The sequence below is a fragment of the Pseudomonas thivervalensis genome (assembly GCF_001269655.1).
GTDB classification, from domain to species: Bacteria; Pseudomonadota; Gammaproteobacteria; order Pseudomonadales; family Pseudomonadaceae; genus Aquipseudomonas; species Aquipseudomonas thivervalensis.
This window is the reverse complement of sequence record NZ_LHVE01000001.1, coordinates 367,400-392,418: the sequence shown is the minus strand read 5'-3', so window position 1 is coordinate 392,418 and position 25,019 is coordinate 367,400. Positions and strand designations below refer to the sequence as shown.

Genomic DNA, 25,019 nt, shown 5'->3' with positions numbered 1-25,019 from the left:
TATGCCTACCCTGCGCTCCTTTTTCGCCATCGCCCTGCTGGGCCTGAGTCTCTCCGTCTGCTCATTGCAAGCCGCAGACCTTCCCGCCAGCACCTCGGTGCAGGCCAGCCTGGACAAGATCGCCGACCGCAAACTGCCGGAAGCCGACCAGAAGGCCCTGCAGGCCGTCTTGCAGAACACGCTGACCCAGCTCAACAACAAGGCTGATTACGAACAGAAGCTGCAGGCGCTCAAGCAGCAACTGGCCACTGCGCCCAAGCAGAACATCGAGAACCAGCGCGAGCTGGCGCGACTCAAGGGCACCACGGTGGTGCCGGTGGCCCAACGCTACGCCAACCTGCCGATTCCCCAGCTCGAGCAAATGCTCACGGATCGCTCCACCCAGCAGAGCGATCTGCAAAAAGCCCTGGCCGATGCCAACAGCCTGATCATCACCGCCCAGACCCGTCCCGAGCGCGCCCAGGCGGAAATTTCCAGCAGCCAGACCCGTATCCAGCAGATCAATACCATCCTCAAGGCCGGTCGGGATGCAGGCAAGACCCTGAGCGCCGAGCAGCGCGACCAGCTCAACGCCGAGTTGGCGGCCCTCAATGCGCTGATTCCCCTGCGCCGCCAGGAACTGGCTGGCAACAGCCAATTGCAGGACCTGGGTAACGGCCAGCACGATCTGCTGATGGAAAAGATCGCCCGCATGGAGCAGGAAATCCAGGACCTGCAGAACCTGATCAACCAGAAACGCCTGGCCCAATCCCAGGAGACGGTGACCCAGCAATCCATCGAAGCCCAGAAGGCCGGCGGCAGCAGCTTGCTGGCGACCGAAAGCGCGGCCAACCTGAAGCTCTCCGACTACCTGCTCAAAAGCACCGACCGCCTCAACGAAGTCACCCAGCAGAACCTGCAGACCAAGCAACTGCTGGACAGCGTGACCCAGACCGACGCCGCCCTGGACGAGCAGATCAGCGTGCTCAAGGGCAGTCTGTTGCTCTCCAAGATTCTCTACAAGCAGCGCCAGACCCTGCCGCGCCTGAAGCTGGACCAGAACCTGGCCGACCAGATCGCCGACATCCGCCTGTACCAGTTCGAAGTCAGCCAACAGCGTGAACTGCTGAACAACCCCAGCGCCTACGTCGACAACCTGCTGGCCTCCCAGCCCTCGGAACAAGCCACGCCGCAACTGCGCAAGACCTTGCTGGAACTGGCGCTGACCCGCGTCGACCTGCTGGAACGCCTGAACCGAGAACTGAGCGCGGTGCTCAACGAATCCATCACCTTGCAGCTCAACCAGAAGCAACTGCTCAGCACCGCCCAGAACCTGCGGGCGACCCTCGAAGAGCAGATGTTCTGGATCCCCAGCAACAAGCCGCTGGATTTCGAATGGATGCGTGCCGTGCCGACGCGCCTGGAGAAGCAGATCGACTCGCTGCCCTGGGCTTCGAGTCTCAGTGAGCTGGCCGACGGCCTGACCCAGCGGCCCTTGCTGTTCCTGCCCCTGGCGCTGCTGATCGGGGCGCTGCTGTGGCGGCGCAAGAATCTCTACGCCCGCTTGAACAAGGTTCACCAGGACGTCGGTCACTTCAAGCGCGACAGCCAGTGGCACACGCCCCAGGCGATCCTGATCAACATCCTGCTGGCAATGCCGGTGGCCCTGGCGCTGACCCTCTGCGGCTATGCCTTGCAAATCGATGCCCGTGGCCAGAACACCAACCTCGGTGCCGCACTGTTGCAGATCGGCCAGGCCTGGCTGGTGTTCTACACCGCCTATCGGGTACTGGCGCCGGGCGGCGTGGCCGAGTTGCACTTCCGCTGGGAGAAACCCCAGGTCGAGTTCCTCCAGGGCTGGATCCGTCGGCTCGGGTTGGTGGTGCTGGCGCTGGTGGCCGTGGTGGCCGTGGCCGAGTTGCAACCGTCGACCCTGGCCGATGACGTGCTCGGCATGCCGGTGGTGCTGACCTGCTATGCGCTGATGGCGTGGCTGCTCAGCCGCCTGCTGCTGAGCAGCCCGACGCACAAGAACACTTCGCTGTTCCGCAAGGCCGTCGGGATGCTGTTCACCGCGCTGCCGATCGCCCTGTTCGTGGCGGTGTGCTTCGGCTACTACTACACCGCGCTGAAACTCAGTGATCGACTGATCAATACCTTATACCTGCTGATGTTCTGGCTGGTGATCGAGGCCACCTTCGTCCGCGGCCTGTCGGTGGCGGCGCGGCGCCTGGCCTACCAGCGCGCCCTGGCCAAGCGCCAGGCCGCCAAGGAAGCCGGCGACGGCGAAGCGGTGGTCGAGGAGCCGACCCTGGACATCGAGAAGGTCAACGAACAGTCCCTGCGCCTGATCCGCCTGGCCCTGCTCGGCGGTTTCATGGCCGCGTTGTACTGGGTCTGGTCGGACCTGATCAGCGTGTTCTCGTACCTGGACAACATCACCCTCTACGAATACACCAGCGGCACCGGCGCCAACATGAGCATGGTGCCTATCAGCATCGGTGACATGCTTGGGGCGCTGATCATCATCGGCATCACGTTCGCCCTGGCGCGCAACCTGCCGGGCCTGTTGGAAGTGTTCGTGCTGTCGAAGCTGAACCTGGCCCAGGGCAGTGCGTATGCCACCACCACGCTGCTGTCCTACGTGATCGCCGGCGTCGGCTTCGTCACCACACTGTCCACCCTGGGCGTGAGCTGGGACAAACTGCAATGGCTGGTCGCGGCGTTGTCGGTGGGCCTGGGCTTCGGCATGCAGGAGATCTTCGCCAACTTCATTTCCGGGATCATGATCCTGTTCGAACGCCCGGTACGGATCGGCGACACCATCACCATCGGCAACCTGTCGGGCACGGTGAGCAAGATCCGTATTCGTGCGACCACCATTACCGACTTCGACCGCAAGGACATCATCGTCCCGAACAAGACCTTCATCACCGGGCAACTGATCAACTGGTCGCTGACCGACACCGTCACCCGGGTCACCCTGAAGCTGGGCGTGGACTACGGTTCGGACCTGGATCGGGTGCGCGAACTGCTGCTCAAGGCCGCTCGCGACAACCCGCGCGTGCTGAAGGAGCCGGAGCCGATCGTGTATTTCCTGAACTTCGGTGAAAGCACCCTGGACCATGAACTGCGCATGCATGTGCGCGACCTCGGCGACCGCAACCCGGTGCTGGACGAGATCAACCGCTTCATCAATCGGGAATTCAAGAAGGAGCACATCAACATCTCCTTCCGGCAGATGGAAATCTATCTGAAGAACCTGCAAGGCCAGGAATACAAACTGGTGCCTGCCGAGCCCGACAAAAAAACCATCACGCCCGTGCCGTCGGCTGTCGCCAGCATCAAGCCGGTGCCGGAGCCGCCGCAAGGCACACTCGACTGATTGCGGGTTGCCTGCGGGCGACCCGCCGGAGAAGGCCATGAAAACGCTGGAAACGCTGACCTTCGATAACCGTTTCGCCCGCCTGGGCGACGGTTTCTCGGCCCACGTGCTGCCCGAGCCCATCGACAATCCACGGCTGGTGGTCGCCAGCCCGGCCGCCATGACGTTGCTGGACCTGGACCCGGCGCAAGCCGAGACAGCGTTGTTTGCCGAGATCTTTGGCGGCCACAAGCTCTGGGCCGAAACCGAGCCGCGGGCGATGGTGTATTCCGGGCACCAGTTCGGTCACTACAATCCGCAATTGGGCGATGGCCGCGGGTTGCTGCTGGGCGAGGTCTACAACGAGGCCGGCGAGCATTGGGACCTGCACCTCAAGGGCGCCGGCCAGACGCCGTTTTCACGGATGGGCGACGGGCGCGCGGTGCTGCGCTCCTCGATCCGCGAATTCCTCGCCTCCGAAGCCCTGCACGCCCTGGGCATCCCCACCACCCGCGCCTTGTGCGTGATCGGCTCGGACACCCCGGTGTGGCGGGAAAAACAGGAGCGCGCCGCCATGGTACTGCGCCTGGCCCCCAGCCATGTGCGCTTCGGGCATTTCGAGTACTTCTACTACACCAAGAAGCCCGAGCTGCATGCGGCCCTCGCCGAGCACGTGTTGAACCTGCATTTCGCCGAGTGCCGCGAGCAGCCGGAGCCGTACCTGGCGATGTACCGCGAAATCGTCGAGCGCAACGCCGAGCTGATTGCCAAATGGCAGGCCTACGGCTTCTGTCACGGCGTGATGAACACCGACAACATGTCGATCCTGGGCATCACCTTCGATTTCGGGCCGTTCGCCTTCCTCGACGACTTCGACGCCAACTTCATCTGCAACCACTCCGATGACCAGGGCCGCTACTCCTTCAGCAACCAGGTGCCCATCGGCCAGTGGAACCTCAGCGCCCTGGCCCAGGCCCTGACGCCTTTCATCAGTGTCGACGCCCTGCGCGAGACCCTCGGGTTGTACTTGCCGCTGTATCAGGCCCATTACCTGGACCTGATGCGCCGCCGCCTCGGCCTGACCTGCGCCGAGGAAGATGACCAGAAGTTGCTGGAGCGCCTGCTGCAATTGATGCAGAACAGCGGCGTCGACTACAGCCTGTTCTTCCGCCGCCTGGGCGACCAGGCGCCCGAGCACGCCGTCGCCACCCTGCGCGACGACTTCGTCGACCTCAAGGGCTTCGACGCCTGGGGCGAGCGCTATGTCGCCCGCGTCAACCGCGAGGGCCCCGTCGATCAAGACCAGCGCCGGGCCCGCATGCACGCCGTCAACCCGCTGTACGTGCTGCGCAACTACCTGGCCCAGAAAGCCATCGACGCCGCCGAGTCCGGCGATTATGACGAAGTCCGCCGGCTGCACACCGTGTTGAGCAAGCCGTTCGAGGAACAACCGGGCATGGACAGCTACGCCGAGCGGCCGCCGGAATGGGGCAAGCACCTGGAGATCAGTTGCTCGTCGTAATGGGCGGCGCCCTGGCTGGAATCAACCTCCCGCCAAACATAGAACCCTGTGGCGAGGGAGCTTGCTCCCGCTGGGCTGCGCAGCAGCCCCAAAACCTCAAAAGCGACGACTGCTTCGCAGCCGAGCGGGAGCAAGCTCCCTCGCCACAAGAGCCCTGCAATCTGTTCACCGTCGTCAATGGCGTCGACACCGAAACCCTGCTCGCCAACCTCAGCGAAAACCTGGCTTCGGCCAACGCCATGGTCAGCGACCTGGCATTCGACCTGAAAGGCTCCAGGCGGCACGTCGCCCTGGGCATTCAGCAGTTGATCGAACTGAGCAGCTTATTGGCGAACCGCGCACTGGACAACGTCGAGCCCCGCCAGTCGACATAGCGCATCCCCCTGTGGCGAGGGCGCTTGCTCCCTCGCCACAGTTAGTGCGCCGCGCCAAGCCATCAAATAAAGGTCTCAACCGATACGCCGAAGCGCTCCGCCAGCCAGCGGATCTGCCTTAAATTGAGCTGACGCTTGCCGCTCAATATCTCCGATACCACCGACTGGGCGCCTATGCCCGGCAAATCGCTCTGGCTCAAACCGTGTTCGCGCATCAGATAACGAAGCGCCTCAACACCAGTGGCCTTGGGCATCGGCCGGTGTTGATGATCCCAGGCCTCGACCCATTCACCGATGATGTCCACCAGGCTCATCAGCGGGTGGGCTTCTTCTTCGCCAACCAACTCCAACAATTCATCGAGCGCTGCGACCAAGCGGTCGTAATCCTCTTCGCTCCTGGGCTTACGCAGCAGGGGCGACACAAACTCCCAATGGGCGGCGACTTGTTCGATCAGTGCACTCATCCCTTTTCCTCCTTCCACTTGCCTCTGTCGTATTCCCGATGGTCAAGCACGCATTTGATATACAGACGCTGCGCTCGGTATCGAATCACCGCAATCAGCCGCAACTTGTTTCCACCGATGTCAAACACATGCAGCGGACCGACTTTATCAGTTGCCGGAAATATGGATTTCATCGCTGCAAAATCAGCCGGGCTATTGCGCTTGATCAGCCGATACCATTGATCCAACGCATTCGCTGAATGTGGCCATTTCTCCTTGGCCTCCCAAATGCGTTTCTCAGTGATCACATGCATGCAACGTCCTTATCGCATTTTGCTATGGGGAAGTTAAACACAAATCTGGCGCATCGCAAATTGCGATAGCGCCAGTTAGACAAATGGTTAGTTCTTGCTGGTTTCCAGCCTAGTCGCCAAAAGCTTTAGGTCTCGGTAAGAAATGTGAGCAGATATGAGTCCTGCTCATCCAACCTTATCGTTCCCCTGCTCAGGCGTCTCGATCCCCGGCTCTGTCTCTTCAACCCCCTTCTCCTTGGGTTTTTCCGCTGGTTTTTCCTCGGGATAACCGGGCATGCCGCGGGCGTCTTCAGGGGTCAGTTCGTCCCGGTCGTGGCGGCGGTCGGTGGCGTAGGACGGCGCGGCGTTGGGGTCTTCGTCGCGGCCGGCGGTGCCGAGGACGAAGCCGTCGTCGTTGGGGTTGTCCACTGCCTGGGGAGTGGCTGGGTCTTGAGGATGGCTCATGGGACCTCCTGGGGTTGCAAACAGATACTTGGTGTCTTTTTGAGGCCGTGACACATTTTCAGTGCGGCGCACCTGATGAATGGCAACCTTGGATACTTTGGCAACCCCCTGGCCAGAGGGTCGACTAAAAGCCTGCTCCCACAAAAGCTTGGTTCCCACAGAAGCACTTTCAGTCAAGATGGCCTGCCCTACGCCATATCACTGTGGCTGAACTCCTCGGCCAGAAAATCAATCAGCGTCCGCACCGACGGCAACAAACCGCGGCGTGAGGCAAAGATCGCGTGGACGATCCCGCACTTCGGCGTCCAGCCCGGCACCAGTTCCACCAGCCGGCCAGCCGCGATGTCTTCGCGCACCACCACGGTAGGCAGGTGAGCGATGCCGATACCTGCCAGCACGGCATGACGCAGGGCCAGCAGGTCGTCGGTGACCATGCGTGGCTCATGGCGAATCAATGCGCGGGTGCCATCCGGGCCGAACAACTCCCACTGGTATTCCCGCTGCGCCGCGCCCCAGTGCACGCTCGGCAAGCCGTTGAGGTCCGCCGGGGACGCCGGTGAAGACAATTGCTCCAGGAACGCCGGGCTGCCCACCAGGCATTGGGTGCTGTTACTCAACACCTTCATGACCATGTCGGTGTTTTCCAGCGGCGGAAAGCGTACCCGCAAGGCGATATCGAACCCTTCATGAATCAGGTCGACCCGGCGGTTGGTGCTCTCGATGAACAACTCCACTCGTGGGTACTTGAGCATGTAGCGGGTCAGCATCGGCCCGACCCAACTGTTGAGCAGCGCCGTCGGGCAACTGATGCGCACCAGCCCCTGGGGTTCGGAACGGTTGCGCTCGATCACTTCCGCCGCGCTCTCGGCCTCGACCCGCATCGCCAGGCAGCGCTGGTAATAGGCCTGGCCGATCTCGGTCAACGTGCAGTGGCGGCTGGTGCGATGGAGCAGTCGCACCCCGAGTCGCTCTTCCAACAGGGCAATGCGCCGGCTCAGCTTGGATTTAGGCATGTCCAGCGCCCGGCCGGCAGCGGCGAACCCACGGTGTTCAACCACCTGGGTGAAGTAGTACAGCGTGTTGAGGTCTTCGATGATCGTTCTCCAAATAGAACGCCAAGGCTGATTTTTGCAGTCTAGCGCTTCAAAGGTGCCAGTTTTAATCTACACCCATCGAAACGCAACACGGATTCAAGCCGGCGCTTCGGCCAGATGAGTCACCGATCAATCGCTGCACCGACATTAAAAACCTTAACCACGCCGAAACCTTCGGCAACCAAAACTTAATGAGGGCTACGCCATGACTACTTCCTACAACCGTCTCGACAAAGATAACGCCGCCGTACTGCTGGTCGATCACCAAGCCGGTCTGCTGTCCCTGGTACGCGACATCGATCCGGACCGTTTCAAGAACAACGTGCTGGCCCTGGCCGACCTGGCGAAGTACTTCCAACTGCCGACCATCCTCACCACCAGCTTCGAAACCGGTCCCAACGGACCGTTGATGCCCGAGCTCAAAACGCTGTTCCCGGACGCGCCGTACATCGCTCGCCCTGGCCAGATCAACGCCTGGGACAACGAAGATTTCGTCAAGGCGATCAAGGCCACCGGCAAGAAGCAACTGATCATCGCCGGCGTCGTCACCGAAGTCTGCGTGGCTTTCCCGGCACTGTCGGCCCTGGCTGAAGGTTTCGAGGTGTTCGTGGTCACCGACGCATCCGGCACGTTCAACGAACTGACCCGTCAATCGGCCTGGGACCGCATGTCGTCTTCGGGTGCGCAACTGATGACCTGGTTCGGCCTGGCCTGTGAACTGCACCGCGACTGGCGCAACGACGTGGAAGGTCTGGCGACCTTGTTCTCCAACCACATCCCGGACTACCGCAACCTGATGACCAGCTACAACACGCTGACCAACGGCAAATAACCGACAACGCATAGCCCTGTGGGAGCGGGCTTGAACTGGTCCAGTAATTTTGGACATTTTTTTCGGTTCTCACGCAGCCAGCTTTTCCGCTGCTACAGGTGAGTGGTAACCGTTGTAACTGTGGCGCCTGACATTGTTGTAGCGCGTCACATAGCGGTTTATATCAACTCGGGCTTCGTGTTCCGAGTTGTATCCCTCTTCAGGCACCCACTCGGACTTCAAACTGCCAAAAAAACGCTCCATCGGGGCGTTATCCCAGCATTGGCCTTTTCGACTCATGCTCTGCTTAAGCTCGTGCGCCACCAGTTCGTCCCGGAATTTATGGCTGGTGTACTGACATCCCTGGTCAGAATGGAACAGTACGCCTTTAGGTCGCCCTCTCAATTCGACGGCCATTCGCAGTGATTCGCGCGCCAGTGTCGCGTCGGCGACCAGTGAAAACGACCAGCCCACTACTCGTCGCGCAAATAGATCCAGAACGACTGAGAAGTAGAGCCAGCGCTTGCCCAGCTGGATATAGGTGATATCTGCGCACCAAACCTTATTGATATCAGCTACGTAAAACTCACGGTCCAGCTCATTCTCAGCCACCAGCGACTCAACGCCCGATGACTTGTACTTGTGAGGTCTGCGCTGACGGCTAGCGATCCCAGCTTCCTTCATCAACCCGCGGGCCATATAGCGGCCCACCTGATGGCCGTCGCCCCGCAGGTCTTCGGAGAGGGTTCGTGCACCTGCCGAGCCTTTTGATGCCTTGTGGTATTTAATTAGAACAACCTTGAGCGCTTCGCGCTCCGGGTTGGTTTTACCTTGGCGCTGACGCCAGGCGTAATAGCTGCTGCGGTTGACTTCAAACACGCGGCAGCAGTCTGTAATGCCGTACTGCTCGCCTAGCTCACTGATCAGAGGGAATGATCTTTGGAGTCTAAAAGCAGGAGAGCACTGGCCTTTTTTAGGATTTCGATATCCCGGTCTTTCTGCCTGAGCAGGGCTTTAAGTTCCTGGATTTGCTTCTGATCGGCGGTGATTGCCTTGGTACCGACAAGCGTCGATCCGGCGCGCTCTTTTCGCACCTGCTCGACCCAGCGGCGCAGGGCTGTTGGGCCGATATCCAAGCTGGCACAGATCTCGGGAATCGGCTGATCCTCATCGAGCACCATGCTTGCAGCTTTGAGTTTGAACTCACTGGAATAGGATTTTCGCATCATCATGCACACCTCAGATTTGGGCGCCATCATAGCGCCCTATTGATGTGTCCAAATTCATTAGGCCAGATCAGCTTGCTCGCGAATGCGGTGTGTCAGACACCTAGATGACGACTGACACACCGTCTTCGCGAGCAAGCCCGCTCCCACAGGGGTTTTTGCGGTGGTTTCTATATAGTGTTCGATCTGTACCAATGATTTTCTGGAGACGACCTGATGCTGATCCCCTGCCCCCATTGCAACGGGCTCAACCGCATACCCGCCGAACGCCTGGGCGACCAGCCCAAGTGCGGGCGCTGCAAGGCCCAGGTGTTATTGAGCAAACCGTTCGAACTCAAGCAAGGCGACTATGCCAGCCAGATCAAGGGCGACCTGCCGTTGCTGGTGGATGTGTGGGCCGATTGGTGCGGGCCGTGCAAATCCTTCGCGCCCGTGTTCGAACAGGCCGCCGCGCAACTGTCGGGCAAATGCCGGTTGGCCAAGCTCGACAGCGAGGCCAACCAGCAGCTATCGGCGCAGTTGGGGATCCGCTCGATTCCGAGCCTGATTCTGTTCAGGGATGGCCGGGAGGTGGCGCGCCAGAGCGGGGCGTTTCCCTTGCCTCAATTGATGAGCTGGTTGCGCAGCCAGGGAATTTGAAGCCAGCCCCCTTGTGGGAGCGAGCTTGCTCGCGATGGCGGTGTATCAGTCAATACTGCATCGACCGGCAGGCCGCTATCGCGAGCAGGCTCGCTCCCACAGTGGACCTGTGTAAGCCAGTCAATCAGGCGCTTTCCAGCAGGCTATGCAACTCCATGAACTGCTGGGTCAGTTTGTGCCGCGGGTCGAGGTGGATCAGCGGCAGGCTGGCCTGGTGGGATTCACGCATGCGTACCGAACTGCTCAGGTACACCGGCAATACCGGCAGGCCTTCGGCGATCAGTTCGTCGAGAATCTGCTGCGGCAGGCTGGCGCGGGCCTGGAACTGGTTGACCACGATGCCTTCGACTTCCAGGCCTTCGTTATGGTCGTCCTTGAGCTCTTCGATTTCCGCCAGCAGGCCGTACAGGGCCTGACGAGAGAAGCTGTCGCAGTCGAAGGGGATCAGCACCCGATCGGCGGCGATCAACGCTGAAACCGCATAGAAATTCAACGCTGGCGGGGTGTCCAGGTAAATCCGGTCGTAATCCTCCTCCAGCTCCTCGAGCAATTTTCGCAGCTTGTTGATCTTGTGCTTGGCCTCGAGCTTGGGCTGCAGGTCCGTCAACTCCGCCGTGGCAGTGATGACGTGCAGGTTGTCGAACGGCGTTTCGTAGATATCCACCTTGTTCTTTTTCGAGAAAGGCCCGGAGGACAGGGTCTGCTTGAAGAAATCAGCAATGCCCATGGGAATGTCATCGCCGGTCAGGCCAGTCAGGTATTGAGTGGAGTTGGCCTGGGCGTCCAGGTCCACCAACAGCGTGCGATAGCCCTCGCTGGCGCTGACTGCCGCCAGGTTGCAGGCGATGCTGGACTTGCCCACGCCACCTTTCTGATTGAACACCACACGCCGCATGTCAAAACCTCCGTGTATCAAAGATTCCCGAGTGTAGTAGGCCGCGACACCGCTTAGCTACCTTCTGCGTAGAAGGACTACAGCAAGAGTGGCTTTTCCAACGATTCAGACGTCAATTTCGCCCGGACAATGACAGAAACAACCGACAGACAAGCTCGCGATGATCGCGACAATGGTCCAGGCCTGACATCGAGCGGACCAACCCGTACATTTTGCTGGGCAAAATGTAACCAGTATTTGCTACAAGCCAACCGCACCGGGATAATGCGCGCCACTTGGGTCGCAAGGCCATGCAGGGTTGGACGCGGGTCAAACCACTGAACCGTGACAATAAAAGCCCGCAGGGGTGGGATGAATTTTGTGATCAATTTCAGTATCGCCCAATGGCGCGCGTGGGCCCCTGGGCTCGAAAGCGTGGACGACTGGCAGGCCTGGAGCCGACAGCCGGTCGTATTGCCGGCCAGCGATGCCGCCCCTGACGTCTCGTTCCTGCCCGCCATGCAACGCCGACGCCTCAGCCGCCTGGCGCGGATGGCCTTCAGCGTCGGCTGGCCATTGGCCGAGGGCCGGCCGGACCTACCGTTGGTCTTTATTTCCCGCCACGGCGAAACCCCACGCACTTTCGAGATTCTCAAGGACCTGGCGGCTGACCAGCCCTTGTCGCCAACCCAGTTCAGCCTGTCGGTGCACAACGCGGTGATCGGCCTGTGGTCGATCATGCGCGGCGAAACCAGCGAAATGACCGCCCTGGCCGCTACCGGCGATGGGTTGGAACATGGCGTGCTAGAAGCCGCCGCCCTGTTGAACGAAGGCTCGCCGGCGGTGTTGCTGGTGATCACCGAAGAACAACCGCCGCAGGTCTACGCACCGTGGGTCGACGATGTGCCGTTCCCTTATGCCATGGGCCTGCTGCTGACCCCGGGCGATGACTGGCGACTGGACCTCTGCGCGCAGGCCGGCCAATGGCCTGGCAGCGACTGGCCCCATGCCCTGGATCTGTTGCGTACCCTGCTGAACGACGAAACCACCTGCCAACATGCCTGGAAGAATCGTGTATGGACCTGGCAACGCAACCGGTGACCGGTAAACATCGCGACGCCTATTACTGGCGCCTGGTCGCGACCGCCGCAAGCTTCGCCCTGTTCGGGCTGGGCGGGCTGTGCCTGCGTTTGCTGGTGTTCCCGTTGCTGGCCTGGTTGCCCGGGGACGCCAAGGCCCACCGACAAAGGGCGCGCCGCACCGTCGGACGGCTGTTCTGGTTCTTTATCCGATTCATGGCCCGCACCGGGGTGCTCACCTATCAGATCGATGGCGCCGAACGGCTCGGGCGCCCCGGGCAGATGATCATTGCCAATCACCCGTCGCTGATCGACGTGGTGTTCCTGATCGGGCTGGTGCCCGACGCCAACTGCGTGGTCAAGCGAAGCCTGTGGGACAACCCCTTTACCCGTGGCCCACTGCGTTCAACCCAATACATCAGCAATGACGGCAGCATGGACATGCTCGATGCCGCCAGCGACGCCCTGCAAGATGGCCAGGCGCTGATTGTCTTCCCCGAAGGGACACGCACCCAGCCAGGCCAAGTGCCGGCCTTTCATCGGGGGGCCGCGGCCATTGCCCTGCGGGGTGCGAAAATTCTCACGCCCGTCACGATCAAGGTCAGCCCCACGACCCTGACCAAGGCTGAGCCCTGGTACCGCATCCCCCAGCGTCGTGTGCATTTCAGTTTTCACGTCGGGGCCGATATAGACCCACAGGCGTTCGCCGCGCTCGGCCCGCCACCCCAGGCTTCGCGCAGGCTCAACGATTTCTTGCATCACTATTACATCAAGGAGCTCGCCGAAGATGAGCGATCTGCACCGTGACATCAAACAGCTGATCATCGACGCCCTCGGCCTGGAAGACATCGGCATCGACGACATCGGCGACGACCAGACCCTGTTCGGCGAAGGCCTGGGCCTGGACTCGGTGGATGCCCTGGAGTTAGGCCTGGCGATCCAGAAAAAATATGGCATCAAGATCGACGCCGACGCCAAGGACACCCGTAATCATTTCAGCAATGTGGCGAGCCTTGCGGCCTTCGTCAGTGCAAAACAAGAAGCCTGAGACCGGACCATGCAAACTCGCGACGACATCTTCAACACCCTGCGTGATGCCTTGGTCGAGCTTTTCGAGCTGGACCCTTCACGCGTGACACTGGAATCGAACCTGTACCAGGACCTGGAAATCGACAGCATCGATGCGGTCGATCTGATCGACCACATCAAGCGTCAGACCGGCAAGAAGATCGCCGCTGAAGAATTCAAGTCGGTGCGCACCGTCAATGACGTGGTCGAGGCGGTCTATCGACTGGTCCAACCGGCCGCATGACCCGGCTGATTGGCCTGGGCCTGCTGCTGGCGGGCCTGCTGTACCCCTTTGCGGTGTATTTCGGCATGGAGCATTTCGCCCCGTGGCAGTTCGGGTTGCTGCTGGGTAGCCTGTGGCTGGCCCGGGCGGTACTGGGCAAGGGCGGCGCCGGCAGCCGCTGGATGGCCGTTACCGCGATCGGATTTTGTGTATTGCTTGCGCTGTTCGACAGCCCGCTCCTGCTGCGCTGGTACCCGGTGCTGATCAGTGGGTTCATGCTCGGGCTGTTCGTCCTGAGCCTGAAATACGGCCCGCCGATGATCGAACGCCTGGCCCGCCTGCGCGAACCGCAACTGCCGGCCAAGGCCGTGGTGTATACCCGCCAGGTCACAGTGGCCTGGAGTGTGTTTTTCCTGTGTAACGGTTTGCTCGCCGCCGCCCTGACTCTCTGGGCGCCGCTGAGCTGGTGGATGTTGTACACCGGCCTGATTTCCTACGGATTGATGGGGCTGCTGTTTGCCATTGAATGGCTCATACGACAACGGGTAAGAGGCCGCCCATGAATTGGATAACACTTGAGCAGATGTTGCTCAGGGCTCAGCCGGAACGCACCGTCGCGGTCGACCCGGCGCTGGATCATTCGCAACTGCGCGACGCGGCGTTGTGCCTGGCGGCCGGCCTGCAAGCCCGGGGCGTACGGCAGGTGGCGGTGCACCTGGACGATGCCGCCGACCTGGCCATCGCCCTGCTCGGCGCCTGGCGCGCCGGGGTGCGGGTCCTGCTGCCCGCCGACCTGCAGGCGCAGACACGCCAGCGCTGGGCGGCGGACGTGGACCTGTGGCTGACCGACCAGCCCGGCGACACCCATCCCGACGACGTACAACACGCGCCGATGGACGCCGCCGAACTGGACCTCGATCACTGCTGGCTGAGCCTGTGCACCTCCGGCTCCAGCGGCGAACCCAAGCGCATCGAGAAAACCCTGCGGCAGTTGAGCAACGAGGTCCAGGCCCTGGAAGACCGGTGGGGCGCCGACCTCGGCCCGGCCTGCATGATCGGCAGCGTGGCCGCCCAGCACATCTACGGGCTGCTGTTCCGGGTGCTGTGGCCGCTGTGCGCCGGGCGTCCGTTCGTGCGCCGGCAATTGGCGTTCCCCGAAGACCTGCAACGCGCCAGCCGCGAACAACCCGCGTTCGCCTGGGTCGCCAGCCCGGCATTGCTCAAGCGCATGGGCGACAACCTCGACTGGCCGGCCCTGAGCAGCGTACGCCGGGTGTTCTCCTCTGGCGGCGCCTTGCCCTCCGAGGCTGCGCACCGCTTGCAGCAACGCCTGGGGCAATGGCCGACGGAAATTTTCGGCAGTTCGGAAACCGGCGGCATCGCCTGGCGCCAGGGTCACGGATTGTGGCAACCGTTTGCCGGCGTCGAGCTGAGCCAGGACAGCGACGGCGCCTTGCTGATCGCTTCGCCCTATCTGCCGGCCGGGCATGTGGAACACACCGCCGACGCGGCGCGGATCGCCGACGATGGACGCTTCGAGCTGCTCGGGCGACTGGACCGTATCGTCAAGCTCGAAGAAAAACGCATCTCGCTGCCGATGCTGGAACAAGCGTTGGTGGCCCACGATTGGGTCAGCGAAGCACGGTTGGGCGTGGTGCAGGAGAATCGCGCCTCCCTCGGCGCACTGGTGGTGCTGAGCGACGCTGGCCTGCACGCGTTGCGCAACCAGGGACGACGCGCCATGACCGAAGGCCTGCGCCGGCACCTGAGCGCGCATTGCGAAACCCTCGCCCTGCCACGACGCTGGCGCTGGCTGCGGCAGTTGCCGCTCAACGCCCAGGGCAAGCTGCCCCAGGCCGAGGTCGAGGCACTGCTGCTGGCGCCACGCCCCAAAGCCCCCGAGGTGTTGGAACAAGTCGAAACCGACGGTGAGTGGAGTCTGCAACTGGTCGTGCCGCCAGACCTGGCCTACTTCAGTGGCCACTTCCCCACCGCGCCGGTCTTGCCAGGCGTGGTGCAGGTCGACTGGGCCTTGAGCCTGGGCCGGCAACTGCTGGACCTGCCGCCCCGGTTCGTCGGCATGGAGGTGCTGAAATTCCAGCAACTGGTTCGCCCCGGCGATGAAATCCAACTGCACCTGCGCTTCGACCGCGAGCGCGGCAAGCTGTACTTTGCCTACCGCAATGCCACGGCGGCGTGCTCCAGTGGGCGGATTGTGTTGGGGGAAAACAATGCCTAGGCACCTGCACAAATCACTGTGGAAAGGGAGCTTGCTCCCGCTGGGCGGCGTAGGAGCTGTCGAGTGCAACGAGGCTGCGATCTTGTCCCTATCAATTGAGTCCAAAGCGAAAGATCAAAAGATCGCAGCCTCCGGCAGCTCCTACAGCGGGAGCAAGCTCCCTCGCCACAGAATGCTCCTTAGCCACCGAGACATGCCGCATGCATAACCCCTGCGCCGTCATCCCCGTCTACAACCACGAAACCGCCATCTCGGCGGTGGTCCAGGCGCTGCTCGCCAACGGCCTGCCCTGCGTGCTGGTGGATGATGCCAGCAGCCCGGCGTGTGCCGCGGTACTGGAACGGCTGGCCAAAGGCGAGCAGGTGCATCTGGTCAGGCTGGCCGTCAACCAAGGCAAGGGCGGTGCAGTGATGGCCGGCCTGCGCGAAGCCTCGCGCCTGGGTTTCAGCCATGCCTTGCAGGTGGACGCCGACGGGCAGCACGATCTGGGCGACGTGAAGACCTTCATCGAGCAATCCCGGGCCCACCCGGACGCGGTGATTTGCGGGTATCCGCACTACGACGCCAGCGTGCCGAAAGGGCGCCTGTACGCGCGCTACCTGACCCACGTCATGGTCTGGATCAACAGCCTGTCTCTGCAAATCCGCGACTCGATGTGCGGCTTTCGGGTCTATCCGCTGCCACCGGTGCTGGCACTGATCGACTCGGCCAATATCGGCAAGCGCATGGATTTCGATTCGGACATCCTGGTGCGCCTGGCCTGGCGCAATCAGCCGATGCACTGGCTGCACACCCGGGTCCATTACCCCCGGGATGGGGTCTCGCACTTTCGCCTGTTCCACGACAACGTGCTCATTTCCAGCATGCACACCCGGTTGTTCTTCGGCATGCTCGTGCGCTTCCCCCTGATTCTCTGGCGACGGTGGCGGACATGAGCCTTCAGGCAGACAAGCAACATTGGGCCGACCGTCAGGAGCGCGGCAGTTACTGGCTGATGAAACTCACCGCGCTCGCCGCCAAGGTGCTCGGTCGGCGTTTATTGACCCCGGTGCTGTACGGCATCGTCCTGTACTTCTTCATTTTCGGCCGTAGCGCCCGGCACGCGGCCTGGCAATACCAGCAGCGTCTGGCCGATTGGAGCGCACGTCCCGAACTGCGCCCGACCCGCTGGCGGGTGTTCGGGCAGTTCATGGCCTTCGCCGATTCGCTGCTGGACAAGCTCGACGTCTGGAACGGCAAGTTGAGCATCGACCAGATCGAAATCGTCGACCCGGCGCTGCTGCGCAATCACCTGCGCGATGCCCGCGGGCAAATGCTGGTGGGCGCTCACCTGGGTAACCTGGAGATGTGCCGGGCCCTGGCCGAGCTGGGCGAAAAAGTCACCATGAACGTGCTGGTGCACACCAAGCACGCCGAGCAGTTCAACCGTTTGCTGGGTGAAGCCGGTGCCACGCACTTGCGGCTGATCCAGGTCAGCGAGCTCGACCCGGTGATCATGTTGCAACTGAGCGAGCGCCTGGAGCGCGGCGAGTGGCTGGCGATTGCTGGCGACCGCGTACCGCTGCACGGCGGGCGCAGCGTGACCGTGGATTTCATGGGCCACCCGGCGGCATTCCCGCAAGGTCCGTGGCTGCTGGCCGGCCTGCTCAAATGCCCGGTCAACCTGCTGATGTGCCTCAAGCATGAGGGCCGCTATCGCGTCACCCTCGAACCCTTCGCCGATGCCGTGGCGTGGAAACGCAATGAGCGCGAGCAAGTGATCGCCCACTGGGCCGCCCGCTACGCCGAGCGCCTGGCGCAGTACTGCCTCCAGGGCCCGCAACAGTGGTTCAACTTTTACCCTTTCTGGAAGACCGATGACGATGCCCACTCTTGAGCCTGTAACCTTCGGCGAACGCCCCTTGCGCATTGAAGACGTGTTGGCCCTTGCCAACCGTCAGGCACCGACGCAGTTGCAGGATGACCCGGCGTTTCGCCAACGCATTGCCAAGGGTGCGCAATTCCTCGATTCCCTGCTGGACAAGGAAGGCGTGATCTACGGCGTGACCACCGGTTACGGCGACTCCTGCGTGGTCGCTGTGCCGCTGCACCACGTCGAGGCCCTGCCGCGTCACCTGTATACGTTCCACGGTTGCGGCCTGGGCAAGCTGCTCGACGCCCAGGCCACCCGCGCGGTGCTGGCGGCGCGTTTGCAGTCGCTGTGCCACGGCGTGTCGGGAGTGCGAGTGGAACTGCTGGAGCGCCTCCAGGCCTTTCTCGAACATGACATCCTGCCGCTGATTCCGGAAGAAGGTTCGGTGGGCGCCAGCGGCGACCTGACGCCGCTGTCCTACGTCGCCGCCACGTTGTCCGGCGAGCGGGAAGTGCGGTTCCGTGGCGAGCGGCGCCTGGCCGCCGACGTGCACCGCGAACTGGGCTGGACGCCGCTGGTGCTGCGGCCCAAGGAAGCCCTGGCGCTGATGAACGGCACCGCCGTGATGACCGGCCTGGCCTGCCTGGCCTTCGCCCGTGCCGACTACCTGCTGCAACTGGCGACCCGCATCACCGCGCTGAACGTCGTCGCTCTGCAAGGCAACCCGGAACACTTCGACGAGCGCCTGTTCGCCGCCAAGCCACACCCGGGGCAGATGCGAGTCGCCGCGTGGCTGCGCAAGGACCTGGCGATCGACGCGCCGACCGCGCCGCTGCATCGCCTGCAAGATCGCTACTCCCTGCGCTGCGCGCCCCATGTACTCGGGGTATTGGCCGACAGCCTGGGCTGGCTGCGTTCGTTCATCGAAACCGAACTCAACAGCGCCAACGACAACCCGATCATCGACGCCGAAGCCGAACGCGTGCTCCACGGCGGGCACTTCTACGGCGGGCATATCGCCTTCGCCATGGACAGCCTGAAGAACCTGGTGGCCAACGTCGCCGACCTGTTGGATCGCCAGCTCGCGCTGCTGGTGGACGAGCGCTACAACCATGGCCTACCCAGCAACTTGTCCGGCGCCAGTGCCGAACGGGCGATGCTCAACCATGGTTTCAAGGCCGTGCAGATCGGCACCAGCGCCTGGACCGCCGAAGCCCTGAAAAACACCATGCCGGCCAGTGTGTTCTCGCGTTCCACCGAGTGCCACAACCAGGACAAGGTGAGCATGGGCACCATCGCCGCCCGGGACGCGATCCGCGTGCTGGAACTGACCGAACAAGTGGCCGCCGCCACCTTGCTGGCCGCCAACCAGGGTGTCTGGCTGCGCAGCCGCGCCGAAGACGCACGTCCACTGCCGCCGGCCCTGGCTGCCATGCACGAGCAACTGGCCGAGGATTTCCCGCCCGTCATCGAAGACCGCGCCCTGGAAGGCGAACTGCGCCTGTGCCTGCAACGCATCGCTGAACAACACTGGAGGCTGCATGCGTAGCCAAGGCGTTCTGCACGTCGACACCCAGATCGTGGTGCCGTTTTTCGACGTCGATTCCATGAACGTGGTCTGGCACGGCCACTACGTCAAATACCTGGAAGTGGCCCGCTGTGCGTTGCTCGACCTGATCGGCCACAACTACAACGACATGCTCGAATCCGGCCATGCGTGGCCGGTCATCGACCTGCAACTGCGCTACGTGCGCAGCGCCGTGTTCGGCCAGGCCCTGACCGTACGTGCCAGCCTGGTGGAGTGGGAAAACCGGCTGAAGATCAATTACCTGATCAGCGATGCCGCCACCGGCGAACGCCTGACCCGCGCCAGTTCGGTGCAAGTGGCGGTGGACATGGCCAGCCGCGAGATGCTGCTGGCCTCGCCCCGGGTGTTTGTCGATGCCGTCGAAAGGAAACTGTCATGAGACGCCTGTCAGTCTGGCTGTTGCTGTGCTGCCTGGCGCCCCTGGCCCAGGCGTTCGACTTGCAACAACTGAGCGACCAACTGGCCCGCCCAGAGGTGATCCACGGGCAGTTCATCCAGGAAAAACACCTGCGCGCCCTGCCCCAGCCCCTCACCAGCAAGGGTCGCTTCGTGCTGGCGAAAAACCATGGCCTGCTGTGGCTGCTGCAAACCCCACTGCAACAGGACTACCGCATCACCGCCCAGGGCATTGCCCGGCGGGACGGCAACACCTGGCAGATGCTGCCGAACAAGAGCGCCGGCGCCGAGCAGAACCGGCTGTTCCTGGCGGTATTGCAGGGCGACAGCAGTGGCCTGCAACGGGATTTCGAGCTGAGCCTGTCGGGCGAGCCGCAGCAGTGGAAACTCACCTTGACCCCGCGCTCGGTGCTGCTCAAGCAAGTCTTCAACCAGATCAACATTGACGGCGGCGAACTGGTGCAGCGTATCGAACTGCTGGAAACCCAGGGCGACAGCACCGTGCTGCGCATGCTGGACGCTACCCCCGCGCAACCTTTGAGCGAAGCGGAGCAACATGATTTTGCCGAGTGAACGGATGCTGCCCCGGCTGTTCCTGATCCTGCTGTTGGCGGTGCTCGCCCTCGCTGGCTGGCAATGGCGCAACGGCGCACCGCTGTCGGCCAACCTCATGGAGCTGGTGCCGGGCTCCTCGCCCGACGCCCTGGAGCTGATCGCCGAGCAGCGCATGCAGGAGCCGCTCAACCGCGAGGTGCTGGTGCTGGTCGGTCATGCCGATCGCCAGCAAGCCATCGCCCTGGCGCAAACCCTGGGCGAGCAATGGCAGGCCAGCGGTCTGTTCGACAAGGTGCAGTGGACGTTGCAAGCCGACGTGCCGGCGCTGCGTACGCAACTGCTCAACGGGCGCCTGGCGATGCTCTCGGCGGAGGACCGGGAGCAATTGATCGAGCAGCCCCAGGCGTTCATCCAACAGCGGGTGCAGGCCCTGTTCGATCCATTCAGTGGCTTCAGCCTGGTGCCGAACCAAGATGACTGGCTGGGGCTGACCGGGCGCATCCAGAACAGCCAGCCGCAACGCGGCGCGATAAAATTCGACATCGGCAGCGGTGCGTTGGTCGCCGATGCCGACGGTAAAAGCTGGGTGATGCTGCGGGCCCGCGCCCAGGGCAACGCCTTCGACATGAACCTGCCGCTGCAAGTGGCCGAGCTGCTGCAACGCAGCCGCGACCAGGCGGGCCAGGCCCAAGGGCAACTGCTGGCGGCCAGCGGCCTGCTGTACGCCGCCAGCGGCCAGCAACAGGCGTCGCGGGAAATCACCTGGGTCGGCGGTGGCGCGACCATCGGCATCTTGCTGCTGCTGTTGCTGGCCTTCCGGCGCCTGCGCGTGTGGCTGGCGTTCGTGCCGGTGCTGGTGGGCATGCTGTTCGGCGCCGTCGCGTGCGTGGCCTTGTTCGGGCGCATGCACGTGATGACCCTGGTACTGGGTTCGAGCCTGATCGGCGTCGCGGTGGATTACCCATTGCATTACCTGTCCAAGAGCTGGAGCCTCAAGCCATGGCGCAGCTGGCCGGCCTTGCGCCTGACCCTGCCAGGGCTGAGCCTGAGCCTGGCGACCACTTGCATCGGTTACCTGGCCCTGGCCTGGACACCGTTCCCGGCCCTGACCCAGATCGCGATATTTTCCGCCGCCGGGCTGATCGGCGCCTACTTGACCGCGGTGTGCCTGTTGCCGGCGCTGCTCAAGGGCGTGGACCTGCGTCCGGCCCAATGGCCGCTGCGGCTGTGCGAATGCCTGCTCCAATGCCGACAGGCGCTGCTGGCGCGGGTGCCCACGCCGCTGCTGCTGGTGTTGCTGCTGGGCTTCTGCGCGGGCGGTCTCTGGCACCTGACCACGAAAAACGACATCCGCCAGTGGATCGGCACGCCCCAGCACCTCACCGACGAAGCCCGCGACATCGCGCGCATCACCGGCTTCCAGCCCACCAGCCAGTTCTTCCTGATCCGCGCCGACGATCAGCCCCAACTGCTCGAGCGCCAGACCGCCCTCAACGAACGCCTGGACCAGTTGATCGCCCTGGACAAGCTCCAGGGCTACCTGTCCCTGAACCAATTGGTGAGCCCGCCCGCCGAACAGCAGAAAGTGCGTGAGGCCCTGGCCCGCTTGCCGACTTCCTGGCAACCGCTGCTAGACCTGGGCGTGCCGCTCGCTGCGCTGCAAGCGGAGCTGGCGCAATTGCAGGCCTTGCCGGTGACCGACATCGATGCCGCGCTGGCCGGCCCCCTGGCCGAGCCGTACCGGACGCTCTGGCTCGGCCCCACCGGGCAAGGCGTGGCCGCCATGATCAGCCTGCAAGGCTTGAACGATGCCGCATTGCTGCGGGTGCAGGCGGTGGATCTGCCGGGCGTACAACTGGTGGATCGCCTGGGCGACCTGAACCGGGTCTTCGCCGCCACGCAGGTCAGCGCCGCCGAGTTGAAACTGGCCTCCTGCGTGCTGATTGTGCTGCTGCTGATCTGGCCGTTCGGCGTCGGCGCGGCCTTGCGCATCGTCGCCCTGCCGTTGCTGGCCGCGCTGTGCAGCCTGGCCAGCCTCGGCTGGCTGGGGCAGCCACTGACCTTGTTCAGCCTGTTCGGCCTGTTGCTGGTGACGGCCATCGGCGTCGACTACGCGATCCTGATGCGCGAACAGATCGGCGGTGCCGCCGTGAGCCTGCTCGGCACCCTGCTGGCGGCGGTCACCACCTGGTTGTCGTTCGGCTTGCTGGCGTTGTCTAGCACACCGGCGGTGAGTAACTTCGGCCTGGCGGTGAGCCTGGGGCTGGCCTTCAGTTTCCTGCTGGCGCCGTGGGCCGGGCGTCAGGAACACCCTATACCTGCTCAAGAAGACCAACGATGACCAAGGACATTCAAGGAGTCCCAATGCCTGCCACTGAAACGGAACATCGCCAGGTCGTCATCATCGGTGCCGGCCCCTCCGGCGCCATCGCCGCCGCCCTGCTCAAGCGCAAGGGCCACGATGTGCTGGTCATCGAGCGCCAGCATTTCCCACGGTTCTCCATCGGTGAGAGCCTGCTGTCCCATTGCCTGGACTTCGTTGAAGAAGCCGGCATGCTCGATGCGGTGAATGCCGCCGGGTTCCAGCGCAAGAACGGCGCTGCGTTTGCCTGGGGCGAACGCTACAGCGCCTTCGATTTTGGCGAGACCTTCAGCAACGGCAAGCCCACCACCTTCCAGGTGCAACGCGCCGACTTCGACAAGTTGCTGGCCGACCAGGCCGCCCTGCAAGGCGTGGAAATCCGCTACGGTCAAGCGATTGCCAGCGCCGATTTCACCCTCGCCAAGCCATGCCTGGGCGTGCAGCGCGAAGACGGCAGCGAGTACCGTGTCGAAGCCGACTTCGTGCTCGATGCCAGCGGCTATGGCCGCGTCCTGCCGCGCCTGCTGGACCTCGAGGCGCCGTCGAACTTCCCCGTGCGCCAGGCCGTGTTCACCCATATCGAGGATCGCATCGACGCCCCGGCGTTCGACCGGGAAAAGATCCTCATCACCACCCACCCGAGCAAACGCGACGTGTGGTTCTGGACCATCCCGTTCAGCGGTGGGCGCTGCTCGGTGGGCGTGGTCGCGGCGGCGGAACATTTCGCCGGTCGCACCGACGACCTCGATGCCTGCCTGCGCGGTTTCATCGACGAGACCCCAAGCCTGGCCGGCGTGCTGCAGAACGCGGTGTGGGACACCCCGACGCGGACCATCGGCGGCTACTCGGCCAACGTCAAGACCCTGCACGGCCCTGGCTTTGCCCTGTTGGGCAACGCCGCGGAATTCCTCGACCCGGTGTTCTCCTCTGGCGTCACCATAGCCATGCGTTCGGCGAGCATGGCCGCCGATGTGCTCCACCGTCAGTTGCAAGGTGAACGCGTCGATTGGCAAAGCGAGTTCGCCGAGCCGCTCAAGCGCGGCGTCGACACCTTCCGCTGCTATGTCGAGGGCTGGTACGCCGGGACGTTCCAGGACGTGATTTTCTACACCGAAGGTTCAGACGACATCCGTCGCATGATCAGCTCGATCCTGGCCGGCTACGCCTGGGATCAGCGCAACCCGTTCGTCAGCGAACCCAAGCGGCGCCTGCGCATGCTCTCGGAAATCTGCGCGAGCCCGGCGCCGAGTCAGCAGCCATGAGCTACCTGAGCGACAACTACGTCGAAGAAACCCGCTTCGGCTTCTGGTTCCTGCGCAGTCACACCTGGCAGCACCACGTGTTGCGCGTGGCGATCAACGACCTGCGCAGCCTGTTCAGCACCGCGTTGCCGGCCAACCCGGTGCTGCTGGACGCCGGCTGCGGCCAGGGCAAATCCTTCCAGTACCTGCGCCAGGCGTTCGCGCCACAACGCCTGATCGGCGTGGATGCCGACCCTCACAGCCTGGACTTGAGCCGGGAGGAGGCCGCGCGCCAAAGCATGGCCGTGGAACTGATCGGCAGTGACTGCGCGACTTTGGCGGTGCCCGATGCCAGCGTTGACCTGCTGTTCTGCCACCAGACGTTCCATCACCTGGTGGAACAGGAAAAAGCCCTGGCCGAGTTCTACCGCGTACTCAAACCCGGCGGCTATCTGATGTTCGCCGAATCCACCGAAGCCTACATCGATACCTGGGTGATCCGCTGGCTGTTCCGCCACCCCATGCACGTGCAGAAAAGTGCCTCGCAGTACCTGCAGATGATCCGCGATCAAGGGTTCCAATTCGAAGACCGCAACGTCTCCTACCCGTACCTGTGGTGGAGCCGTGCCAAGGATTTCGGCCTGCTGGAGCGCTTGGGCCTGCGCCGGCCCAAGCCCTTTGGCGAGCGTGAAGAAACCCTGGTCAACGTGGTGGCGCGCAAGCCTCACGAAGGGGTTGCCGAATGATCCGCGGCCTGCTGATCGCCTGTGTGTTGCTGCTCAGCGCCTGCGCCAGCCAGGCACCACTGCCCGCCCGCACGCCAACCCTGGCGCTGCCGATGCAACTGCACGTCGAGCGGACAATGGCCGGCCAGCGTCAGGACTGGTTGCTGGTGGTCCAGCGCGAAGGCACCGGCATCCGTTGGTCGATGATGGACCCGTTGGGCATTCCCCTGGCCCGCCAACGCCTGGTCGATGGCCAGTGGCAGGCCGACGGTCTGCTGCCCCCCAATGCCGAGGCCCGGGAGTTGTTCGCCGCCCTGCTGTTCGCCCTGACGCCTGAGGTCGAGCTGCCCGGCAACTACCCGGCGGCGCGACAACAGGCCTCGCAACGGAGCCTCGAGAATCGTTGGCAGGTGCGCTACACACAACCGCTGGATTTTGAAATGAGCCTGCCCCAAGGCCTGCGCTACCGCATCACACCGTTGACCGAGAACGCCCCATGACTCATGCCGATCAGCCAAGTGAACACCACGGGGAAACACACAAACCGTGGCGAGGGAGCTTGCTCCCGCTGGGCTGCGCAGCAGCCCCAAAACAGGGCCGCTTCGCG

General features: G+C 63.0%; 27 protein-coding genes. 20 read left to right on the top strand and 7 right to left on the bottom strand.

Features of this window, described 5'->3' with window-relative positions; translation table 11 throughout:
* Position 1 precedes the first annotated feature (1 nt).
* The 3 genes from mscK to AD659_RS28915 are packed head-to-tail and all read left to right on the top strand — an operon-like array spanning position 2 to position 5,239.
* On the top strand, positions 2 to 3,364 hold the full coding sequence (mscK, locus tag AD659_RS01680; protein ID WP_053117765.1) for a mechanosensitive channel MscK: 3,363 nt from the start codon (positions 2 to 4) through the stop codon (positions 3,362 to 3,364).
* 37 nt (positions 3,365 to 3,401) lie between these two features.
* The gene (selO, locus tag AD659_RS01675; RefSeq protein WP_053117763.1) at positions 3,402 to 4,865 is read left to right on the top strand and encodes a protein adenylyltransferase SelO; all 1,464 of its coding nucleotides are present in this window, start codon (positions 3,402 to 3,404) and stop codon (positions 4,863 to 4,865) included.
* Complete coding sequence (locus AD659_RS28915) at positions 4,853 to 5,239, top strand: DUF6124 family protein (protein ID WP_231987636.1); 387 nt, start codon at positions 4,853 to 4,855, stop codon at positions 5,237 to 5,239. The genes selO and AD659_RS28915 overlap by 13 nt, the downstream gene beginning before the upstream one ends.
* A 62-nt stretch (positions 5,240 to 5,301) precedes the next feature.
* On the opposite strand, the gene AD659_RS01665 is transcribed toward AD659_RS28915, so the two are convergent.
* From AD659_RS01665 to AD659_RS01650, 4 genes are all read right to left on the bottom strand, one after another.
* Complete coding sequence (locus tag AD659_RS01665) at positions 5,302 to 5,703, bottom strand: helix-turn-helix domain-containing protein (RefSeq protein WP_053117761.1); 402 nt, start codon at positions 5,701 to 5,703, stop codon at positions 5,302 to 5,304.
* A complete protein-coding gene (locus tag AD659_RS01660; protein ID WP_053117759.1) occupies positions 5,700 to 5,996 on the bottom strand; it encodes a type II toxin-antitoxin system HigB family toxin in 297 nt (98 codons plus the stop codon). Before AD659_RS01660 ends, AD659_RS01665 begins: the two co-directional genes overlap by 4 nt.
* Positions 5,997 to 6,161: 165 nt before the next feature.
* Positions 6,162 to 6,440 carry a hypothetical protein gene (locus tag AD659_RS01655; protein WP_053117757.1) on the bottom strand — a complete coding sequence of 93 codons (279 nt, stop codon included), beginning with the start codon at positions 6,438 to 6,440 and terminating at the stop codon, positions 6,162 to 6,164.
* A gap of 188 nt (positions 6,441 to 6,628) precedes the next feature.
* A complete protein-coding gene (locus AD659_RS01650) occupies positions 6,629 to 7,534 on the bottom strand; it encodes a LysR substrate-binding domain-containing protein (protein WP_197676985.1) in 906 nt (301 codons plus the stop codon).
* 205 nt (positions 7,535 to 7,739) lie between these two features.
* Here AD659_RS01650 and ycaC point away from each other — a divergent pair, with 205 nt between their 5' ends.
* Entirely contained in the window at positions 7,740 to 8,366 is a 627-nt protein-coding gene (gene ycaC / locus AD659_RS01645; RefSeq protein ID WP_030140945.1) for an isochorismate family cysteine hydrolase YcaC, read from the top strand.
* A 69-nt stretch (positions 8,367 to 8,435) separates the two neighbouring features.
* On the opposite strand, the gene AD659_RS01640 is transcribed toward ycaC, so the two are convergent.
* A complete protein-coding gene (locus tag AD659_RS01640; RefSeq protein WP_231987738.1) occupies positions 8,436 to 9,242 on the bottom strand; it encodes an IS3 family transposase in 807 nt (268 codons plus the stop codon).
* A 26-nt stretch (positions 9,243 to 9,268) separates the two neighbouring features.
* Positions 9,269 to 9,577 (bottom strand): transposase, encoded by a 309-nt coding sequence (locus tag AD659_RS30105; protein WP_231987638.1) that lies wholly within the window; start codon positions 9,575 to 9,577, stop codon positions 9,269 to 9,271.
* Positions 9,578 to 9,787: 210 nt separating this feature from the next.
* Between AD659_RS30105 and trxC the strand changes: the two genes are divergently transcribed.
* The gene (gene trxC / locus AD659_RS01630) at positions 9,788 to 10,210 is read left to right on the top strand and encodes a thioredoxin TrxC (protein ID WP_053117751.1); all 423 of its coding nucleotides are present in this window, start codon (positions 9,788 to 9,790) and stop codon (positions 10,208 to 10,210) included.
* Positions 10,211 to 10,334: 124 nt separating this feature from the next.
* Here the strand turns inward: trxC and AD659_RS01625 are convergent, their stop codons facing one another.
* Entirely contained in the window at positions 10,335 to 11,105 is a 771-nt protein-coding gene (locus tag AD659_RS01625) for a ParA family protein (protein WP_014336219.1), read from the bottom strand.
* 351 nt (positions 11,106 to 11,456) lie between these two features.
* On the opposite strand from AD659_RS01625, the gene AD659_RS01620 reads away from it, so the two are divergent.
* The 15 genes from AD659_RS01620 to AD659_RS01550 all read left to right on the top strand — a co-directional run bounded on the left by AD659_RS01620 (position 11,457) and on the right by AD659_RS01550 (position 24,912).
* On the top strand, positions 11,457 to 12,185 hold the full coding sequence (locus AD659_RS01620; protein ID WP_053117749.1) for a beta-ketoacyl synthase chain length factor: 729 nt from the start codon (positions 11,457 to 11,459) through the stop codon (positions 12,183 to 12,185).
* Positions 12,161 to 12,970: a lysophospholipid acyltransferase family protein gene (locus AD659_RS01615; RefSeq protein ID WP_053117747.1), complete on the top strand. Its 810-nt coding sequence runs from the start codon at positions 12,161 to 12,163 to the stop codon at positions 12,968 to 12,970. The genes AD659_RS01620 and AD659_RS01615 overlap by 25 nt, the downstream gene beginning before the upstream one ends.
* The gene (locus tag AD659_RS01610) at positions 12,951 to 13,211 is read left to right on the top strand and encodes a phosphopantetheine-binding protein (RefSeq protein WP_053117745.1); all 261 of its coding nucleotides are present in this window, start codon (positions 12,951 to 12,953) and stop codon (positions 13,209 to 13,211) included. Before AD659_RS01615 ends, AD659_RS01610 begins: the two co-directional genes overlap by 20 nt.
* Before the next feature lie 9 nt (positions 13,212 to 13,220).
* The gene (locus AD659_RS01605) at positions 13,221 to 13,475 is read left to right on the top strand and encodes an acyl carrier protein (RefSeq protein ID WP_053117743.1); all 255 of its coding nucleotides are present in this window, start codon (positions 13,221 to 13,223) and stop codon (positions 13,473 to 13,475) included.
* Complete coding sequence (locus tag AD659_RS01600) at positions 13,472 to 14,017, top strand: COG4648 family protein (RefSeq protein ID WP_053117742.1); 546 nt, start codon at positions 13,472 to 13,474, stop codon at positions 14,015 to 14,017. Before AD659_RS01605 ends, AD659_RS01600 begins: the two co-directional genes overlap by 4 nt.
* Positions 14,014 to 15,693, top strand: coding sequence for an ApeI family dehydratase (locus AD659_RS01595; RefSeq protein WP_053117740.1), 1,680 nt, complete (start codon positions 14,014 to 14,016; stop codon positions 15,691 to 15,693). Before AD659_RS01600 ends, AD659_RS01595 begins: the two co-directional genes overlap by 4 nt.
* A 200-nt stretch (positions 15,694 to 15,893) precedes the next feature.
* A complete protein-coding gene (locus AD659_RS01590; protein ID WP_053117738.1) occupies positions 15,894 to 16,628 on the top strand; it encodes a glycosyltransferase family 2 protein in 735 nt (244 codons plus the stop codon).
* Entirely contained in the window at positions 16,625 to 17,569 is a 945-nt protein-coding gene (locus tag AD659_RS01585) for a lysophospholipid acyltransferase family protein (protein WP_053117736.1), read from the top strand. The genes AD659_RS01590 and AD659_RS01585 overlap by 4 nt, the downstream gene beginning before the upstream one ends.
* On the top strand, positions 17,550 to 19,094 hold the full coding sequence (locus AD659_RS01580; RefSeq protein ID WP_053117734.1) for an HAL/PAL/TAL family ammonia-lyase: 1,545 nt from the start codon (positions 17,550 to 17,552) through the stop codon (positions 19,092 to 19,094). The genes AD659_RS01585 and AD659_RS01580 overlap by 20 nt, the downstream gene beginning before the upstream one ends.
* Positions 19,087 to 19,512 (top strand): acyl-CoA thioesterase, encoded by a 426-nt coding sequence (locus tag AD659_RS01575; protein WP_053117732.1) that lies wholly within the window; start codon positions 19,087 to 19,089, stop codon positions 19,510 to 19,512. Before AD659_RS01580 ends, AD659_RS01575 begins: the two co-directional genes overlap by 8 nt.
* Positions 19,509 to 20,102 (top strand): outer membrane lipoprotein carrier protein LolA, encoded by a 594-nt coding sequence (locus tag AD659_RS01570; RefSeq protein WP_053117730.1) that lies wholly within the window; start codon positions 19,509 to 19,511, stop codon positions 20,100 to 20,102. Before AD659_RS01575 ends, AD659_RS01570 begins: the two co-directional genes overlap by 4 nt.
* Positions 20,086 to 22,425, top strand: a complete 2,340-nt coding sequence (locus AD659_RS01565; protein WP_053117729.1) for an MMPL family transporter — start codon at positions 20,086 to 20,088, stop codon at positions 22,423 to 22,425. The genes AD659_RS01570 and AD659_RS01565 overlap by 17 nt, the downstream gene beginning before the upstream one ends.
* 23 nt (positions 22,426 to 22,448) lie before the next feature.
* Positions 22,449 to 23,708: an NAD(P)/FAD-dependent oxidoreductase gene (locus AD659_RS01560; protein WP_053117726.1), complete on the top strand. Its 1,260-nt coding sequence runs from the start codon at positions 22,449 to 22,451 to the stop codon at positions 23,706 to 23,708.
* The gene (locus AD659_RS01555) at positions 23,705 to 24,433 is read left to right on the top strand and encodes a class I SAM-dependent methyltransferase (protein WP_053117723.1); all 729 of its coding nucleotides are present in this window, start codon (positions 23,705 to 23,707) and stop codon (positions 24,431 to 24,433) included. The genes AD659_RS01560 and AD659_RS01555 overlap by 4 nt, the downstream gene beginning before the upstream one ends.
* Positions 24,430 to 24,912, top strand: a complete 483-nt coding sequence (locus AD659_RS01550) for a DUF3261 domain-containing protein (RefSeq protein ID WP_053117722.1) — start codon at positions 24,430 to 24,432, stop codon at positions 24,910 to 24,912. The genes AD659_RS01555 and AD659_RS01550 overlap by 4 nt, the downstream gene beginning before the upstream one ends.
* Positions 24,913 to 25,019: the final 107 nt, after the last annotated feature.

Coding starts and splice junctions, on each gene's coding strand:
- AD659_RS30105 (WP_231987638.1), bottom strand. CDS start 9,577: ATGATGATGCGAAAATCCTATTCCAGTGAGTTCAAACTCAAAGCTGCA.
- AD659_RS01565 (WP_053117729.1), top strand. CDS start 20,086: ATGATTTTGCCGAGTGAACGGATGCTGCCCCGGCTGTTCCTGATCCTG.
- trxC (WP_053117751.1), top strand. CDS start 9,788: ATGCTGATCCCCTGCCCCCATTGCAACGGGCTCAACCGCATACCCGCC.
- AD659_RS01615 (WP_053117747.1), top strand. CDS start 12,161: ATGGACCTGGCAACGCAACCGGTGACCGGTAAACATCGCGACGCCTAT.
- AD659_RS01655 (WP_053117757.1), bottom strand. CDS start 6,440: ATGAGCCATCCTCAAGACCCAGCCACTCCCCAGGCAGTGGACAACCCC.
- AD659_RS01600 (WP_053117742.1), top strand. CDS start 13,472: ATGACCCGGCTGATTGGCCTGGGCCTGCTGCTGGCGGGCCTGCTGTAC.
- AD659_RS01570 (WP_053117730.1), top strand. CDS start 19,509: ATGAGACGCCTGTCAGTCTGGCTGTTGCTGTGCTGCCTGGCGCCCCTG.
- mscK (WP_053117765.1), top strand. CDS start 2: ATGCCTACCCTGCGCTCCTTTTTCGCCATCGCCCTGCTGGGCCTGAGT.
- AD659_RS01595 (WP_053117740.1), top strand. CDS start 14,014: ATGAATTGGATAACACTTGAGCAGATGTTGCTCAGGGCTCAGCCGGAA.
- AD659_RS01590 (WP_053117738.1), top strand. CDS start 15,894: ATGCATAACCCCTGCGCCGTCATCCCCGTCTACAACCACGAAACCGCC.
- AD659_RS01555 (WP_053117723.1), top strand. CDS start 23,705: ATGAGCTACCTGAGCGACAACTACGTCGAAGAAACCCGCTTCGGCTTC.
- AD659_RS01580 (WP_053117734.1), top strand. CDS start 17,550: ATGACGATGCCCACTCTTGAGCCTGTAACCTTCGGCGAACGCCCCTTG.
- AD659_RS01625 (WP_014336219.1), bottom strand. CDS start 11,105: ATGCGGCGTGTGGTGTTCAATCAGAAAGGTGGCGTGGGCAAGTCCAGC.
- AD659_RS01550 (WP_053117722.1), top strand. CDS start 24,430: ATGATCCGCGGCCTGCTGATCGCCTGTGTGTTGCTGCTCAGCGCCTGC.
- AD659_RS01620 (WP_053117749.1), top strand. CDS start 11,457: ATGAATTTTGTGATCAATTTCAGTATCGCCCAATGGCGCGCGTGGGCC.
- AD659_RS01585 (WP_053117736.1), top strand. CDS start 16,625: ATGAGCCTTCAGGCAGACAAGCAACATTGGGCCGACCGTCAGGAGCGC.
- AD659_RS01560 (WP_053117726.1), top strand. CDS start 22,449: ATGCCTGCCACTGAAACGGAACATCGCCAGGTCGTCATCATCGGTGCC.
- AD659_RS01665 (WP_053117761.1), bottom strand. CDS start 5,703: ATGAGTGCACTGATCGAACAAGTCGCCGCCCATTGGGAGTTTGTGTCG.
- ycaC (WP_030140945.1), top strand. CDS start 7,740: ATGACTACTTCCTACAACCGTCTCGACAAAGATAACGCCGCCGTACTG.
- selO (WP_053117763.1), top strand. CDS start 3,402: ATGAAAACGCTGGAAACGCTGACCTTCGATAACCGTTTCGCCCGCCTG.
- AD659_RS01610 (WP_053117745.1), top strand. CDS start 12,951: ATGAGCGATCTGCACCGTGACATCAAACAGCTGATCATCGACGCCCTC.
- AD659_RS01660 (WP_053117759.1), bottom strand. CDS start 5,996: ATGCATGTGATCACTGAGAAACGCATTTGGGAGGCCAAGGAGAAATGG.
- AD659_RS01575 (WP_053117732.1), top strand. CDS start 19,087: ATGCGTAGCCAAGGCGTTCTGCACGTCGACACCCAGATCGTGGTGCCG.
- AD659_RS01605 (WP_053117743.1), top strand. CDS start 13,221: ATGCAAACTCGCGACGACATCTTCAACACCCTGCGTGATGCCTTGGTC.